The sequence below is a fragment of the Porticoccus sp. genome (assembly GCF_965660005.1).
Taxonomy (GTDB): domain Bacteria; phylum Pseudomonadota; class Gammaproteobacteria; order Pseudomonadales; family Porticoccaceae; genus Porticoccus.
In genome coordinates this window covers 82,819-98,039 of record NZ_CBFHYF010000002.1, presented here as the reverse complement: position 1 = coordinate 98,039, position 15,221 = coordinate 82,819, and the positions used below count along the sequence as shown (strand labels likewise).

Sequence of the window (15,221 nt, the reverse complement as noted above, 5' to 3'; positions counted from 1 at the left end):
ACCAGACAACCTCTCAGGCTGACGCTGTGTCCGACTACGTAAAATTCCTTCGTGATACCTCCCCGTACATCAACACACACCGGGGGAAAACCTTTGTCCTTGCCCTGGGCGGCGAGGCCATTGCCCATGCCAATTTCATCAATATCGTCCACGACATCGCATTGCTGCACAGTCTGGGTATCAAGCTGGTGCTGGTGCATGGCGCCAGGCCACAGATTGAAGAACGGTTGACGGGCTGCGCTATCACCCCACAGTTTGACCAATACACACGGATTACTGATTCAGCCACCATGGTCTGCGTCAAGGATGCCGTGGGCAGTGCTCGCATTTCCATCGAGGCTAAACTCTCTACCGGTGCCACCAACTCGCCCATGCACGGCGCCCGAATCCGGGTTCTGGGCGGCAATCTGATCACTGCCAAGCCGCTGGGTGTTCGCGATGGCATCGATTTCCATCACACCGGCGAGGTCAGACGAATCGACCACAAAGCCATTCAGAGGCAACTGGAGGATGGGGCGATCGTGCTGCTGTCACCGATTGGTTATTCACCCACCGGTGAAGCCTACAATCTCAATTACGAAGATATCGCGACCCAGACTGCCGTCAGCATGGGGGCGGAAAAACTGATCATTTTCTGCACGGGGGGCGGCGTAAAAACCCAGCAGGGTGACCTGATGAAGATGCTGTCACTGAACGAGGTGCCCCAATGCCTCAATGTGCTGAAAGACGATATACCACTGCAACACGCCCTGATGGCCTGTTACCAGGTCTGCGAGAACGGAGTGCTGAGGGGACACATCATCAGCTTTGAAGACAACGGGGCCCTGCTCAGAGAGCTGTTTACCCTGGAGGGTAGCGGCACACTGGTGCTGAAAAATGGCCGGGAGGTGATTCGCCAGGCAACGATTGATGACGTGGGCGGATTGCTGGAGCTTATCGAACCACTGGAACAGAAGGGTATTCTGGTAAAACGCTCCAGGGAGCTACTCGAAACAGAGATATCCCGCTTTACAGTCATGCTCCATGCCGAGGGGATGCTGGTGGGTTGCGCTGCACTCTACCCCTTCATGGATGGGGTATCGGCAGAACTGGCCTGCGTGGTCACACACCCCGACTTTCTCAATCGCGGGTTTGCCAGTCGTCTGCTGGCACAACTGGAAACCCAGGCGGCACAGCAGGGTATCAGGCAGCTGTTTGTACTTACCACCCGAGCCAGCGACTGGTTCAGGGAAAAAGGCTTTGTCGACAGCTCGCTGGATGAGTTGCCGGCCGAGCGCAAATCCCTGTACAACTTCCAGCGCAACTCGCGGATATTCTGCAAGAATCTCTTATAACTGCTGATTACCCGGGCCGGTCTCTGCTATCCTTGCCACCTAGTTTTTTGCGGAAAGAAGAGGCCAACCATGCCGGTATATCGCTCACACACCACCACCAAAGGCCGCAACATGGCCGGTGCCCGCGCCCTGTGGCGGGCCACCGGCATGAAAGATGACGACTTCAACAAGCCGATCATCGCCGTTGCCAACTCCTTTACCCAGTTTGTGCCGGGGCATGTGCACCTGAAGGACATGGGGCAACTGGTCATCGGCGAAATCGAGAAAGCCGGTGGGGTAGGCAAGGAATTCAATACGATCGCCGTGGATGACGGCATCGCCATGGGCCACGACGGCATGCTCTACTCACTGCCTTCCCGGGATATTATCGCCGACTCGGTGGAATACATGGTGAATGCTCACTGCGCCGATGCACTGGTGTGTATTTCCAACTGTGACAAAATCACCCCCGGCATGCTGATGGCGGCGATGCGACTCAACATACCGACCATTTTTGTCTCCGGCGGCCCTATGGAAGCGGGTAAAACCAAGCTTTCCGAACATAAACTGGATCTGGTGGATGCCATGGTGATCGCCGCTGATCCCGATGCCTCCGACGAAAAAGCCAATGAATATGAACGCTCCGCCTGCCCCACTTGCGGTTCCTGCTCGGGGATGTTTACGGCGAATTCGATGAACTGCCTCACGGAAGCACTAGGGCTGTCCCTTCCGGGCAACGGCACTACCCTCGCCACCCATGCGGACCGCCGCAGACTCTTTGAAGAAGCGGGCCGCCGCATCGTCTCCATGGCCCGGGAGTACTACGAAGAGGATCACCTGGCCGTGCTGCCCCGCTCCATTGCCAGCTTCGAGGCGTTTGAAAATGCCATGACCATGGACATCGCCATGGGCGGTTCCACCAACACCATTCTTCACCTGCTGGCCGCCGCTCAGGAAGCCAACGTGGACTTTACCATGGCCGATATCGACCGACTGTCGCGCAAGGTGCCACAACTCTGCAAGGTCGCCCCCAGCACCCCGAAATACCACGTCGAGGATGTGCATCGCGCCGGTGGCGTATTCGGCATTCTCGGCGAACTGGATCGCGCCGGACTTTTGCATACGGACGTTTCCACGGTTCATACACCGACCATGGCGGAGGCGATCTCCCGCTGGGATATCATGTGTAACAAAGACCAGTCTCTGGCAACATTCTTCAAAGCAGGCCCCGCCGGTATTCCTACCCAGCAGGCTTTCAGCCAGGATACGCGCTGGGGTTCCCTCGATGCCGATCGCGAAAACGGCTGTATCCGCAGCCTTGAGCACGCCTTCAGTCTGGAGGGTGGATTGGCTGTGCTGTACGGCAATATCGCCCTGAACGGCTGTGTGGTGAAAACCTCGGGTGTGGATGAGTCAATTCTGGTTTTCTCCGGTCCGGCCCATATTTGCGAAAGCCAGGATCAGGCCGTCGAGGATATTCTCAACGGCCGGGTCAAAGCCGGCGACGTTGTCATTATTCGCTACGAGGGACCCCGCGGCGGTCCGGGGATGCAGGAAATGCTCTATCCCACCAGCTACCTCAAATCGAAGGGACTGGGCAAGGACTGTGCGCTGATTACCGACGGACGGTTTTCCGGCGGCACCTCAGGCCTGTCCATCGGCCACGTTTCACCCGAGGCAGCCGCCGGCGGCGCCATCGGTCTGGTCAGGAATGGCGATATCATTGAAATTGATATTCCCGGCCGCACCATCAACGTGGCACTCAGTGACCAGCAGCTGGCCGAGCGCCGTGTCGAACAGGATGGGCTTGGCTGGCATCCTGTGGAAAAACGTCCCCGGCGTGTGTCCGCAGCGCTAAGGGCCTATGCCGCAATGGCCACCAGCGCCGACCGCGGCGCCGTGCGTGATCTGAACCTGATCACCATCAAATAGCCACGGGCTTCTATTATAAAAAACCGGCCCACAAGGCCGGTTTTTTATCTGATGAATTAGTGTGAGCAGGCTCTAAATTGATTGGCAACCCGCTATGGCGGCGCCATTTTCCATCAACTGATCCCTACGGGCAGCTTCACTGCGAATATATTGCAACCACTGTTGCGCTGTTTTACGGATTTTTTCATCCGCTGCCGCCGCCTGAAATACCGGTTCTGCTTCCCAATAACAATTCAGGTTGACCAGCGCTGCGCCAAGGGTGAGGCGCGTCAGCCCCGGGCGCGATAAATCCCCTTTGCGCAGGGCGTTGCGCGCCTCCCGAACGGCGGCGGCATTATCATTGGCATCAAGGTAGGCTGACGCCAACCGCGAAGCGATTGCCCCGCTATCCGACACGTTGGCCGCCCGCTGCAACACTGGCAACGCCTTGTCGGTCTCGCGCGCCAGCTGCCAGGCGCCTCCCAGCGTCTCCAGATTTTTGGCCGTCGGTTCAATGATGCCGTTTTTCATGCCTTCATCGAGGATTCTGGCTGCCCGGAAAGGCACATCGGCACCCAGGTAGAGATACGCCAATGACAGTAACTGCCGCTGATCTTTCAATTGCCGCTGCAAGTGGAGCAGGTCCATCACGGCAAGCTGGTCACCACTGCGTTCAAGCTGACCGAAAATCCCGCCCAGTTCCTGCCAGTAACGGGGGTGGGGGTAGTGCGTCACCAGTTGTTTGAGCACCGCGACCACTTTCTGATTCTCACCCCGCTCGTAGTACAACATACGCTGCAGGGACCACCAGCTTTCCTTGGGCACTTTGCCACTGGAAAGAACCTCCGCCACAACCTGGTTGACCAGTCGCAGGGATTCGTCCTGTCGCTTGAGGTAGTAATACGCCTGAGCCAACAGGATACGTCCATCACTGCGAGGCTCCGGCGCTTCTGTCAGCCAGAGTTCCAGCTGTCGGACAGCACGGTCATAGTCCTCCTGCATGAAATACAGCTGCGCTACAGTAAAGCGGGTGGCCACTTTCTGCCGGTCGTCCACCTCCGGTTCCGCCAGCATTCGCAGGTAGTTGTCGATAGCACGGGAATACTGCTCCAGAGAATAGTGGCTGTAGCCCAGCAAGTTGTAGACCTGTGATTTTTCATAGCTGGAAGTACAGGTCCGCTCCAGCAGGTCGTGTAACTGTTCAACCAAGCCGGCAAGCTGGGTCCGGGATGGTGTTGTGTCGCCTTGCAGCAACGCCTGAACAGGCTCAAGTTGATTCGCGCAGGCCTGCCCAACCGCCTGTTTCTGACGGGTTTTTGTATCCTGGTACTGACGCGACTCGGCCGCCTCCTCTGATACAGCCCAGGGTTGAACCGGGCCAAATACCAGCACCCCCAGTAACCACCAATGAAGTAACCCAATCCGGTGTCGCAATGCTTTCATCATCTATTTGGCAATCTGAAAAGAAAATTTATACAACACCCCAGACACCTCCTCCGCCACGCCATCGACCACCCGGGGCTTGTATTTGAGTTTTTCTGCCGCTCTCAGGGCATATTTGCCAAAACCCTTATTAGCGGGCGATTCTTCGAGCAGTTTGACATCGCGCACACTGCCGGTAACCGTGATGACCACTTCCACCACCGCATAACCCTCCACACCCTGCCGCAGGGCCATGGGGGGGTAATCGGGCTGGGGCACATAGACGGGGATGTAATCCGAATCACGGGTAAATGAGCCGCCGAGACCCAACTGCAGCCCTTCCATTGAAGGTGTCATCATGTCGACGGTGCCTTTTGGCGTCTCGATATTGACCTGGAGGTCGGGCACCGGTGGTGGCGGACGCTCAGCCTGCCGGGGTTTTTCCGGCCGGACTACCTTACGCTGCTCCTCAATGGTTCGTTGCGGTTGCCAGATATCCGCTATTTTGCGCAATGACCTGTCCGGCTCAGCGCCAACCGTGGAAGTAATGAGCCCGTGCATACCGAGCAACAGCGCCAACGTCACCATCAGCGCAAGAACCGCCGCCAGTGCATACCGCATAAACAGCACGGGACTCAGGGACTCCTGGTGGAAACGGACAGGTCATCGATCCCTGCAGCACGCGCCGTATCGGCCACTTTTGACAGGGTTTCCATGGAAGCCTTCCCATCTGCCTGAATCACCAGGCCACCGTGGGGATTTTCAGTGCGCAGGCGCAGAATATGCAGGCGAAGGTTGTCGGCATCCACCTTTTGCTGGTCGACCCAGATGCTGTCGTCCTGAGCTATAGCCACCAGAATGGCAGGCGTTTGCCCGGCCCCGGTGGTGGCAACTGTGCAATCCACATCAATCCCGGGTTCACGGATAAACGTGGCTGTGACAATAAAAAAAATCAACATGATAAAAACCACGTCAAGCATCGGCGTCAAATCAATCGACTGGGGGGGATCCGGCTGGCGGAGAATTCTGTCACGCATCGTTACTCACCGCCTCAGTGGTCCATGGTCAGATGGTCGGCCAACAATAGTCGCTCCCTGTCCGCCACACGACGCAAATAGGTATTGGCAAACACCCCGGACAGCGCGGCCACCATCCCGGCCATGGTGGGAATAGTTGCCTGTGAGACACCCGCAGCCATGGCACGGGCATCACCACCGCCGCTGAGCGACAGCACCTGGAAAACACCGATCATGCCGGTCACTGTGCCCAGCAGACCCAACAGCGGGGCGACGGCCATCAGCGCCCGGATCAGTGACAGGTTGCGGTTGAGTTTCAGCGCCACCCGGGAGATCAATGCCTCCCGAATCTGGTGAGCACTCACCGAGCGCCGCTCCGTGCGAGCTTCCCAATAATCAAGCGCCGCGTGAATGTCATTTTTGAGCACCGTGCGAAAATACCACAGCCGCTCGAAGATCAGAGTCCACATCACCAGTAACAACACTGCTATCACCAGCAGAACAGGCCCACCGACATCGAGAAATTTGCGGATATCTTCCAGCAGAAACACGCTCTAGACCCCGGTCTGTTCCGCCACAATGCCCGCGCTCTGCTCTTCCAGAATATGCAGCACCCGCTGGGCCGGACTGTTGATCAAGGCGTGCAGCAGCACGGTGGGAATCGCCACACACAGGCCCAGCACCGTCGTTACCAGTGCCGCCGAGATACCACCGGCCATGGTTTTGGGGTCGCCGGTGCCAAACAGGGTGATGGCCTGGAACGTCACGATCATACCGGTGACGGTACCCAGCAACCCCATCAACGGGGCTACCATGGCAATAATTTTTAACAGTCCCAGTCCCGCCTCGATTGCTGGCCGCTCTTTAAGCACCTGCTCGTGCAGTTTCAACTCCAGCGACTCCGCATCGGCGCCACGATGATCCTCGCCCACCTTGAGCACCCGGCCAAGCGGATTGCCGGTATTGGCTTTGGAGTTGTTCAACTGGGCCGTGACCCGACGTGATATGGCTGAGAGCACGGCAAAACGCCAGCCTGCCAGCAATAGCGAAATAACACCCAGTGCTGTAATCAGATAGCCGATCCAGCCGCCCTGGTGCCAGCGTTCCAGCCAACCCGGGCTATCAATCAGGGCAGACAACAGGCTGCCGCCACTGGGTCCGGTGGGATCGATGCCGGTGCGCGTAAAACCGTCTTTGGCTGCCTGCAATTGCTGCGCAGCCTTTCTATAATCACGTCCCGGTTGGCGGGGCAGCTCAGTGACCATGTCCGTGCCCGGTGGATAGTGCAAATAGGCCCCATTCGAGAGCAAATTGAACACACCAATTCTCACCACCTGCTGCTGGACCCGCTCACCCTCTGCGGTGACCACCGTCGCCGGGAAACTGACCACGCGCCCACCTTCGATCATTTCCCGATTGATTTCGTACCAGAGCTGTTCAATCTCGGTCAGCGAGGGCAAACGGGTGTCGCCGCTCATTCGTTCGATCATATCGTCAAGAAAATCCGTGCGATCCGGATACTGGGCGCTCACCAGCGAGTTTTTCAGGTTTGTCCGGGTATCCCCGGCAGCGGCAGTCAGATGACCAAACATTTCCCTGAGGGAGCCGAGCCGGGTCTGCAACTGCTCGCGCAGGGCCGCCACTTTGAGCTCGTTTTCGGCAAAGGTCTTTTCCAGTGTTTCGGAACGGCGTTCTTCGGCAACGAGCTCGGCCTTTGCCTGCTTTAACAGTTCGGCCTGCTCGGTTTTGGCACGACGGAAAGCCGCCTCCCGCTCCAACTGTTCGCTGGACTCATTCAGCTCAGCCTTTTTGATCAGTGTCAGCAATTCATCCAGAGAAGCGGCATCCTCTGCATGGAGGTGATCGAATGCCGGCAACAGTACAGCCAAGCCAAGTAACAGCGATCTCAGCGTAGCACCGTTCATTGCACCATCTCCGGGGCCGGTATCGGCAACTGCAGCATATCCACGGCTGCCCGTTTTCTGGCCATACGAATCCCCTCTGCAACAGCACTGCGATAATCCCCGCTGTCGAGTACCTGCCAGCTGCGGCTGCGCTGATCCCAGGCTGCAGTGATCCGCTGATCCGGTGTTTGATAGATCAACGCAATACGGCCAACGCGCAACAAAGTCACCTCGCGGGGCTGGCCATCCACCGTGACGGTGTCCCTGTAGCTGTCTATACGGGCACCGTACTCACTCTCGATTTTGTAGGCTTCCAGTACCTGGCGAAATTTTTCTGCACTGCTTAGGTCCGAGCGTGACTGATTGGCCTGCAGACGGGCAATCCGGTCACGGCGCTCCTCCCGCAGGAACGGCAAATCCAGAGAGACAAATTGCTCCAGAGCATCGATCATTTTGAGGGTCAGGGGTGTGATCTGCCGTTCCATCAAGGTGGCGTTCTCGATAGATTGCTCCAGATCAGTAATAGTCTGGCGCTGATCAGCCAGCTGCGCTTCCAGCTGCGCGTTATAGACCTGCAGCCCTTCAATCTGTTTGTTGACCTGTTTGAAATTCTGGAACAATTCATCCGTTTCATCGGCAATGGTATCTACCCGTTGCTGGGACGCTTTCGCGGCCCCGATCTTGGACTTTCCCGCTGCCATGACATCATCCACGGTGGCGGCCTGGGTAACAGGCACCATGACCAAAGTAGCACTGACCATCAGCAAGACGCCCCTGAGCAGACCGAAAACCCGGTTTTCCACAACACGGCCAGCAAGACCGGCAACAGACACAGGACTGAACAACAATCGATTGAGAATCACAGAGGCTCCAACACGATAACAAAATAAAACATGCTAACCATTATCATTACGAATTGCTGAATAAGCAAATATTGCGGGCCGGAAAGGGTTTTAGCGTCTGCGGCGCTCGAGTACCTGAAAATAGTAGGGGATATCCGCCCGATTCTCTGGCTGCTTTCTCGCCACCTCACACCACCGCGTCTCATCGAAGGCAGGAAAGAACGCGTCACCCTCCACCACGGTATCGACCCGGGTAATATATAGCCGGTCTGCCAGATCAATGGCGCAGCGATAGACCTGCTCCCCACCGATCACCATTACCTCACCGGCGGCCACTGCCCCGGGGTCGACAGCGGCCAGTGCTATGGCGTCAGCCAGCGATGTGGCCGAAACAACATCGGCGTGTTGCCAGCAGGGGTCACGGCTGATCACAATATTCAGCCTGCCCGGCAATGGCCGACCAATGGATTCGAACGTTTTTCGACCCATCAGAATCGGTTTACCCATGGTGACCGACTTGAAATACTTCAGATCATCCGGCAATCGCCAGGGCAGTGTATTGTTTTTACCAATGACGCGATTGCGATCCATTGCGACAATCAGGGAAAGTGTCAGACAAACCATAGGGTTACACTGCAACCGGCGCCGAAATCGGGGCGTGTGACCGGTAGTTTTTCAGCTCGAAATCCTCAAAGCGAAAATCGAACAGATCAGTGACAGAAGGGTTAATGGCCATGTGCGGCAGCGGGAAAGGCACTCGCCCCAACTGCTCCTCGACCTGCTGCTCGTGATTGGCATAGAGGTGTGCATCGCCAAAGGTATGCACGAAATCACCCGGTTCAAGACCGGTGACCTGAGCCACCATCAGCGTCAAAAGGGCATAGGAGGCGATATTAAACGGTACCCCGAGGAACACATCGGCACTGCGCTGGTACAGCTGACAGGATAACCGCCCCCCGGTGACATAAAACTGAAACAGGCTGTGGCAGGGGGGCAGGCCGGACTTGACCATCACCGGAATATCCTTGGGGTTCCAGGCAGAGACGATCAGACGGCGGGAATCCGGGTTGTTGCGGATATCCTCAATCACCTGGGCCAACTGGTCAATGCCCTCAAAGTTGCGCCATTGCTGGCCATACACCGGGCCCAGATCACCGTATTGAGCGGCAAAGGCCTCATCATCCCTGATCTGGGCCACGAACCATTTCATCTGTTCGCGCCACGCTGCGCTATACATGGGATAGTCTTCGGCCCGACCGGTCTGGTTGAGCCAGCTCTGGAACGGCCAGTCGTTCCAGATATTGACACCGTGTTGCACCAGATAGCGGATATTGGTATCGCCACGGATAAACCATAACAGCTCGTGAATGATCGATTTAAGGTGGACTTTCTTGGTGGTGACCAGCGGAAAACCCTCGGCCAGACCGAAGCGCATCTGGTAACCGAATACGCTGAGAGTACCGGTACCAGTGCGGTCTTCCTTACGAACACCACTGTCCCGGATATGGCGCATCAGGTCGAGGTATTGCTTCATGTATGTTTCCCTTTCTCCACTAAACTAACGGACGGTATCGATGTTACCCGACCGCAGCCAACTCCAGAGCATCAGGCCAACTCCCACAGCAATCATCGGCAGGCTGAGCAACTGCCCGCGCGTCATCCAGTCGAAAAGGTCAAAGCCGATATGGCCATCGGGCTGCCGAAAAAACTCAACCGCAAATCGAAAGCTGCCGTAGAGGGTCAGAAACAATCCGCCCACCATGCCGACGGGACGGGGCTTCCGGGCAAACACCAGCAGTATCAGGAACAGCACCAGCCCCTCCAGAAATGCCTGGTAAAGCTGGGAGGGGTGCCTTGGCAACTGCTCCGGGTCATTGGGAAACACCATGCCAATCCAGGAGCTGGTTGCACGACCCCACAGTTCCTGGCCAATAAAATTGCCGATCCGGCCTAACCCCAAACCTATTGGCACCATGAGGGTGACAAAATCGCCAATCGCCAGAAAAGATTGGCTAGTCCGGCGACTGAACAGCCAGAGGGCAATCAGCACCCCCAAAAGACCGCCATGGAAAGACATCCCGCCCTCCCAGACCCGGAACAACCAAAGAGGATCCGACAACCATTTATCGAGATTGTAAAACATCACATAACCGAGGCGGCCGCCGAGGATCACGCCAAACGCACCATACACCACCAGATCTTCGACCTGCTTGCGGCGCACCGGAGACCACGGCCTTTCACTCTGGCGCAGTGCCAGCAGCCACGCAGCCATAAATCCCACCAGGTACATCAGGCCGTACCAGTGGACCGTCAATGGTCCCAAAGCAAAGGCAACGGGATCAATCTGGGGGTAGCTCAGCATGCTATCAGTTCTTCTACAGCGGGGAATCTGGGGGGATCATAGCCTGTCACCGGGTGGGGTACAATGTCGGTATGTGTTTGATGGTACTGGCTTGGCAAACCCATCCCGAGTTCCCGCTGATCGTCATCGCCAACCGCGATGAATACTATCGGCGGCCCTCGATGCCGATGCATTTCTGGGCAGAAAACCCCGATATTCTCGCGGGTCGAGACTTGCAGGGCGGAGGTACATGGCTGGGAGTAAACCGCAACGGCCGCTGGGCTGGCGTCACCAACTACCGGGAGGGTCGGGAAACCCCGGCCCCTCGGTCCCGCGGTGATCTCACCCGGGAGTTTTTAGAAGGTGGCTCGCCGGCTATCGACTACGCCGGGCAGGTTATCCGCAAGGGAGGGGACTACAATGGCTTCAATCTGCTGATCGGCGATAATGAAACGCTGGTGTATTGCTCAAATCGACATAGCGCCATAAGAATTTTGCCGCCAGGAATTTACTCGCTGTCCAATCACCTGCTGGATAGTCCCTGGCCCAAGGCACAACATGCCAAAGCTGCGTTGACACAACTGCTGCAAAGGCAGCGGACGCCCGATTTTTCCTCTCTGGCCGCCTGCCTGCAACGGCAGGTACCTTTCGCCGATGAAGTCTTGCCGAATACCGGAGTTGGCATGGCAATGGAGAGAATGCTGTCACCGCCGTTTGTCTGTGGCCAGGATTACGGCACCCGTTGCACAAGTGTGTTCCTGGGAAATCGTTTCGGGGCGATGCAAGTGGTGGAGCAGAATTATCAACCGGGCGGCCGACCAGCACAGCGCTTGTCCTTCAACCTGGATGGCCATCGCTGAAATTCAATTGGGGCTGCCTCTCAATGCAGCGCAGTGCCACGAAACAGAGCGGCGACCTCAGGCTTTTTCAGTGCTTTTTCCATGTGCCGCCAGACTGAATTGGCGTCCGGCATCAGCATGACCTCCTCCAGCAATTTCATTGCTTCCTCAAGGCTCACCTGGCGGAGTATCGCCTTGACTTTGAGCAGGTTGGTGGCGCTCATCGACAACACCCGAAAACCCAACGCCATCAACAGCACCGCACCAATCGGATCACCAGCCATCTCACCACAGACACTGACGGGCGTGTTCTCACCCCTCGCGCCCTCGGATATGGCAAGCAAGGCTCGCAACACACTGGGATGACAGGCGTGGTAGAGATCCGCCACCCTCGGATTGTTGCGATCCACCGCCAACAGATACTGCGTAAGATCATTGGTGCCCACCGAAAGGAAATCCACCCGCCGCGCGAGCTCCCTGATCTGGTAGACCGCAGCGGGCACCTCGATCATCGCGCCGACATTGGGCATTTCGATCTGGTAGCCCTCTTCCTCGGTCAGCTCATCGTAAACCTGGTAAATCAGCTGCAGTGCACTCTCCAGCTCCGGGACATTGGAAATCATCGGCAGCAGGATACTGAGATTGTTCAGCCCTTCGCTGGCACGCATCATCGCACGCAGCTGTACCAAAAAAATCTCCGGGTGGTCGAGACAAATGCGAATACCGCGCCAACCGAGGAAGGGGTTCGCCTCTTCAATGGGGAAGTAGGGCAGGTCCTTGTCGCCACCAATATCCAGCGTCCGCATGGTGACGGTACGAGGGGCAAACATTTCCAGATGCTCCCGGTACGCCTTGCGCTGTTCTTCCTCCGACGGGAAGCGATCCAGCATCAGGAACGGAATTTCGGTGCGGTACAGGCCAACCCCTTCGGCACCCCGATCGAGCGACAGCATGGAGTCAAGCCGCAGCCCGGTATTCACCCAAAGGGATATGTGGTGGCCATCCGCCGTCACACAGGGTTTGTCCGTCAGCTTTTCCAGATCGGCTTCGAGCAGTTTCTCCTCATGGATTTGCTGAGTATAGGCCTGCCGCAGTTCGTCGCGGGGCGAGACAATTACCTGACCCGTGTGGCCATCCACAATCACCTCTTCACCGTCCAGCCATCCCCAGGGCAAGTCCATCACACCCATGACCGTGGGAATCCCGATAGCACGACCAAGAATCGCCATATGGGAGTTGCGGGACCCTTTCACAGACACAATCGCCGCCACATTTTCCAACGGCACATCGGCAAAGGAGGCCGCTGACAACTCCTCACCAACCATTACCATTCGCTCGGGAAACTCGGTGCGCTTGACCTCGGATTGCTGAAGATAGGCGAGCACCCTGCGCCCGAGATCTTCCACATCAGAGGCGCGCTCACGCAGATAGGCATCCTGCATGCTTTTGAACAGACGAATATGCCCCAATACCACCTGTGACCAGGCGCTCTGAGCACAAAAGCCTTCCTTGATCAGGCCGAGCACCTCTCCACCCATGGAGTGGTCGTCCAACATTCTGACATAGACATCAAATAGGGCGCGCTCCTCATCACTGAGCTTGCCCACCATCGTCTCATCGAGAGCGCGAATATCCTTTTTTGTCTGCTCCATGGCATGACGAAACAACGCCAGCTCGGCATCGGTGTCCTGCACTTTTCGCATCGGCACGGCTTTCAGATCGGCAGGGGAGGAGATCACCACCACTGTACCAATGGCCACACCGGGCGCACTGGCCACACCGGGATAAATCCGTTCGTGAATAATCGCCTGCTGGGGATTGAGCAGTTGATCCAGCTCGCCGGTAGCATCCGCATGAGCAATCACGCCCGCCAGTTGCGCAGAGACTGTCACCAGAAAGGATTCTTCACTCTCATCAAAGCGACGACGATCCTGCTGCTGTACCACCAATACGCCGAGTACTTTCCGGTGGTGAATGATGGGGGCACCGAGAAAAGAACGGAAACGCTCTTCTCCCGTTTCGGGGAAAAAGGCAAAATTGGGGTGGGCATCGGCTTCTTCGAGATTGATCGGTTCGGCCCGGGATGCCACCAACCCCACCAGCCCCTCCCGACTGGAGAGGTGGATTTTGCCTACCGAATCGGGGTTGAGACCGTCAGTGGCCATCAATACATAGCTATTGGTACTCGGGCTGTAGAGATAGACCGAACACATGCCGGTATCCATCACCTCTTTTACGAGTTGAACAATCAACCGCAACACCTCGCCAAAATCCTTGGCGGCGTTAACCTGCTGAACAATGTTCCTGAGTGATTCCAGCATCTAGCTTTGACGCTCCAGTTCACACTGCATGGGTGCCAACTCCTTCAATGCCCGGCGATACACCTCTTGCTTGAACTCGATAACCTGATTGACCGGATACCAATAGCTCACCCACTGCCAATGATCAAACTCCGGCTTGCCGCTGAGATCCAGCCTGATCCGATCCTCCTGGGCCAGCAGCTTGAGCATGAACCATTTCTGCTTCTGGCCGATGCACAGCGGCCTGCTGTTCCTGCGCTGCATCGCCTTGGGCAACCGGTAACGCAACCAACCACGAGTACAGGCGAGCAATTCCACATCGCCGGACTCCAGACCTATCTCCTCATACAGTTCACGATACATGGCATGTTCAGGTTTTTCCCCGGGATTAATGCCGCCCTGCGGAAACTGCCAGGCATCCTGACCAATACGCCTGGCCCATAACAACTTGCCTGCACCATCTGAAATCATGATGCCGACATTGGGGCGAAACCCTTCTCGATCGACCACCGAACCAACCCCTACCCTGTTACTTTAATGATAATGCCAATTCACGAAGTTACATGAAATAGTTGGTTGAGGACAGCCCTATCTATGGGTAAGCTAAGCCGCCTTTTTTGACGAATCATTCTCGGAAAACCCATGGCACTTGCACTTTTTGACCTGGACAATACCCTTATCGGAGGTGACAGCGATCACGGCTGGGGCGAGTTCCTCGTGAACCACCAGATCGTAGACAGCGCGTATTACAGGCGCATGAATGACGAGTTCTATCGGGACTACCTGAACGGGGCTCTGGATATGAACCGTTACCTTGCCTTTGCCCTGCAACCATTGGCAAAACTGTCACCTGTGGAGCTGACGCGACTGCACGCCCAATTCATGGAAGAGGTGATTGCGCCGATGTGGCTGCCGAAAGCCGAGTTGTTGTTGCAGAAACACCGCGAGCAGGGCGACCTTGTCATGGTGATTACCTCGACCAACCGCTTCGTAGTGGAACCTATCTGCCGGAAGCTCGGGGTAACCGAGCTGATCGCCACTGAGCTGGAACAACGGAATGGATACTTTACCGGACGGGTATCCGGCGTGCCCAGCTACAAAGAGGGCAAGGTGGTTCGCCTCAAAGCCTGGTTGACAGAGACTGGCAACAACCTGACAGGCAGCTGCTTCTATAGTGACTCGATCAACGACCTGCCGCTGCTGCAGATTGTTGATCGGCCCGTTGCCGTCGATCCCTGCGATGCCCTGCGCCGGATCGCCGAAGAACGTGGCTGGGAAATCATCAGCCTCAGGGGTCGACTTGACTGACTGATCATTGCCTGGGCAGCCCCCA

General features: G+C 56.8%; 15 protein-coding genes. 4 read left to right on the top strand and 11 right to left on the bottom strand.

Annotated elements, in window-relative coordinates:
• Positions 1–26 precede the first annotated feature (26 nt).
• Positions 27–1,334, top strand: a complete 1,308-nt coding sequence (argA, locus tag ACTF5G_RS01190) for an amino-acid N-acetyltransferase (RefSeq protein WP_438950988.1) — start codon at positions 27–29, stop codon at positions 1,332–1,334.
• Between the two features lie 69 nt (positions 1,335–1,403).
• Positions 1,404–3,245, top strand: coding sequence for a dihydroxy-acid dehydratase (gene ilvD, locus ACTF5G_RS01185; RefSeq protein WP_438950987.1), 1,842 nt, complete (start codon positions 1,404–1,406; stop codon positions 3,243–3,245).
• Between the two features lie 72 nt (positions 3,246–3,317).
• Here ilvD and ACTF5G_RS01180 read toward each other — a convergent pair whose 3' ends face one another.
• From ACTF5G_RS01180 to lgt, 9 genes are all read right to left on the bottom strand, one after another.
• Complete coding sequence (locus ACTF5G_RS01180) at positions 3,318–4,670, bottom strand: tetratricopeptide repeat protein (protein ID WP_438950986.1); 1,353 nt, start codon at positions 4,668–4,670, stop codon at positions 3,318–3,320.
• The gene (locus ACTF5G_RS01175; protein WP_438951006.1) at positions 4,671–5,267 is read right to left on the bottom strand and encodes an energy transducer TonB; all 597 of its coding nucleotides are present in this window, start codon (positions 5,265–5,267) and stop codon (positions 4,671–4,673) included.
• Positions 5,268–5,281: 14 nt separating this feature from the next.
• Positions 5,282–5,683: an ExbD/TolR family protein gene (locus ACTF5G_RS01170; RefSeq protein WP_438950985.1), complete on the bottom strand. Its 402-nt coding sequence runs from the start codon at positions 5,681–5,683 to the stop codon at positions 5,282–5,284.
• A 14-nt stretch (positions 5,684–5,697) separates the two neighbouring features.
• Positions 5,698–6,213, bottom strand: coding sequence for a MotA/TolQ/ExbB proton channel family protein (locus tag ACTF5G_RS01165; RefSeq protein WP_438950984.1), 516 nt, complete (start codon positions 6,211–6,213; stop codon positions 5,698–5,700).
• Positions 6,214–6,216: 3 nt separating this feature from the next.
• Positions 6,217–7,587 carry a MotA/TolQ/ExbB proton channel family protein gene (locus tag ACTF5G_RS01160; protein ID WP_438950983.1) on the bottom strand — a complete coding sequence of 457 codons (1,371 nt, stop codon included), beginning with the start codon at positions 7,585–7,587 and terminating at the stop codon, positions 6,217–6,219.
• Positions 7,584–8,429, bottom strand: a complete 846-nt coding sequence (locus ACTF5G_RS01155) for a DUF3450 domain-containing protein (RefSeq protein ID WP_438950982.1) — start codon at positions 8,427–8,429, stop codon at positions 7,584–7,586. Before ACTF5G_RS01155 ends, ACTF5G_RS01160 begins: the two co-directional genes overlap by 4 nt.
• Before the next feature lie 90 nt (positions 8,430–8,519).
• On the bottom strand, positions 8,520–9,032 hold the full coding sequence (locus ACTF5G_RS01150; RefSeq protein WP_438950981.1) for a dihydrofolate reductase: 513 nt from the start codon (positions 9,030–9,032) through the stop codon (positions 8,520–8,522).
• 4 nt (positions 9,033–9,036) lie between these two features.
• The gene (thyA, locus tag ACTF5G_RS01145) at positions 9,037–9,942 is read right to left on the bottom strand and encodes a thymidylate synthase (RefSeq protein WP_438950980.1); all 906 of its coding nucleotides are present in this window, start codon (positions 9,940–9,942) and stop codon (positions 9,037–9,039) included.
• Positions 9,943–9,966: 24 nt separating this feature from the next.
• Positions 9,967–10,770 carry a prolipoprotein diacylglyceryl transferase gene (gene lgt / locus ACTF5G_RS01140; protein ID WP_438950979.1) on the bottom strand — a complete coding sequence of 268 codons (804 nt, stop codon included), beginning with the start codon at positions 10,768–10,770 and terminating at the stop codon, positions 9,967–9,969.
• An 80-nt stretch (positions 10,771–10,850) separates the two neighbouring features.
• Here lgt and ACTF5G_RS01135 point away from each other — a divergent pair, with 80 nt between their 5' ends.
• Complete coding sequence (locus tag ACTF5G_RS01135; protein WP_438950978.1) at positions 10,851–11,609, top strand: NRDE family protein; 759 nt, start codon at positions 10,851–10,853, stop codon at positions 11,607–11,609.
• Positions 11,610–11,629: 20 nt separating this feature from the next.
• On the opposite strand, the gene ptsP is transcribed toward ACTF5G_RS01135, so the two are convergent.
• Both ptsP and ACTF5G_RS01125 read right to left on the bottom strand, forming a co-directional pair.
• On the bottom strand, positions 11,630–13,909 hold the full coding sequence (gene ptsP, locus ACTF5G_RS01130) for a phosphoenolpyruvate--protein phosphotransferase (protein WP_438950977.1): 2,280 nt from the start codon (positions 13,907–13,909) through the stop codon (positions 11,630–11,632).
• The gene (locus tag ACTF5G_RS01125) at positions 13,910–14,398 is read right to left on the bottom strand and encodes an RNA pyrophosphohydrolase (protein ID WP_438950976.1); all 489 of its coding nucleotides are present in this window, start codon (positions 14,396–14,398) and stop codon (positions 13,910–13,912) included.
• Positions 14,399–14,530: 132 nt separating this feature from the next.
• Here ACTF5G_RS01125 and ACTF5G_RS01120 point away from each other — a divergent pair, with 132 nt between their 5' ends.
• Complete coding sequence (locus ACTF5G_RS01120) at positions 14,531–15,196, top strand: HAD family hydrolase (protein ID WP_438950975.1); 666 nt, start codon at positions 14,531–14,533, stop codon at positions 15,194–15,196.
• The last annotated feature ends 25 nt before the right edge of the window (positions 15,197–15,221 follow it).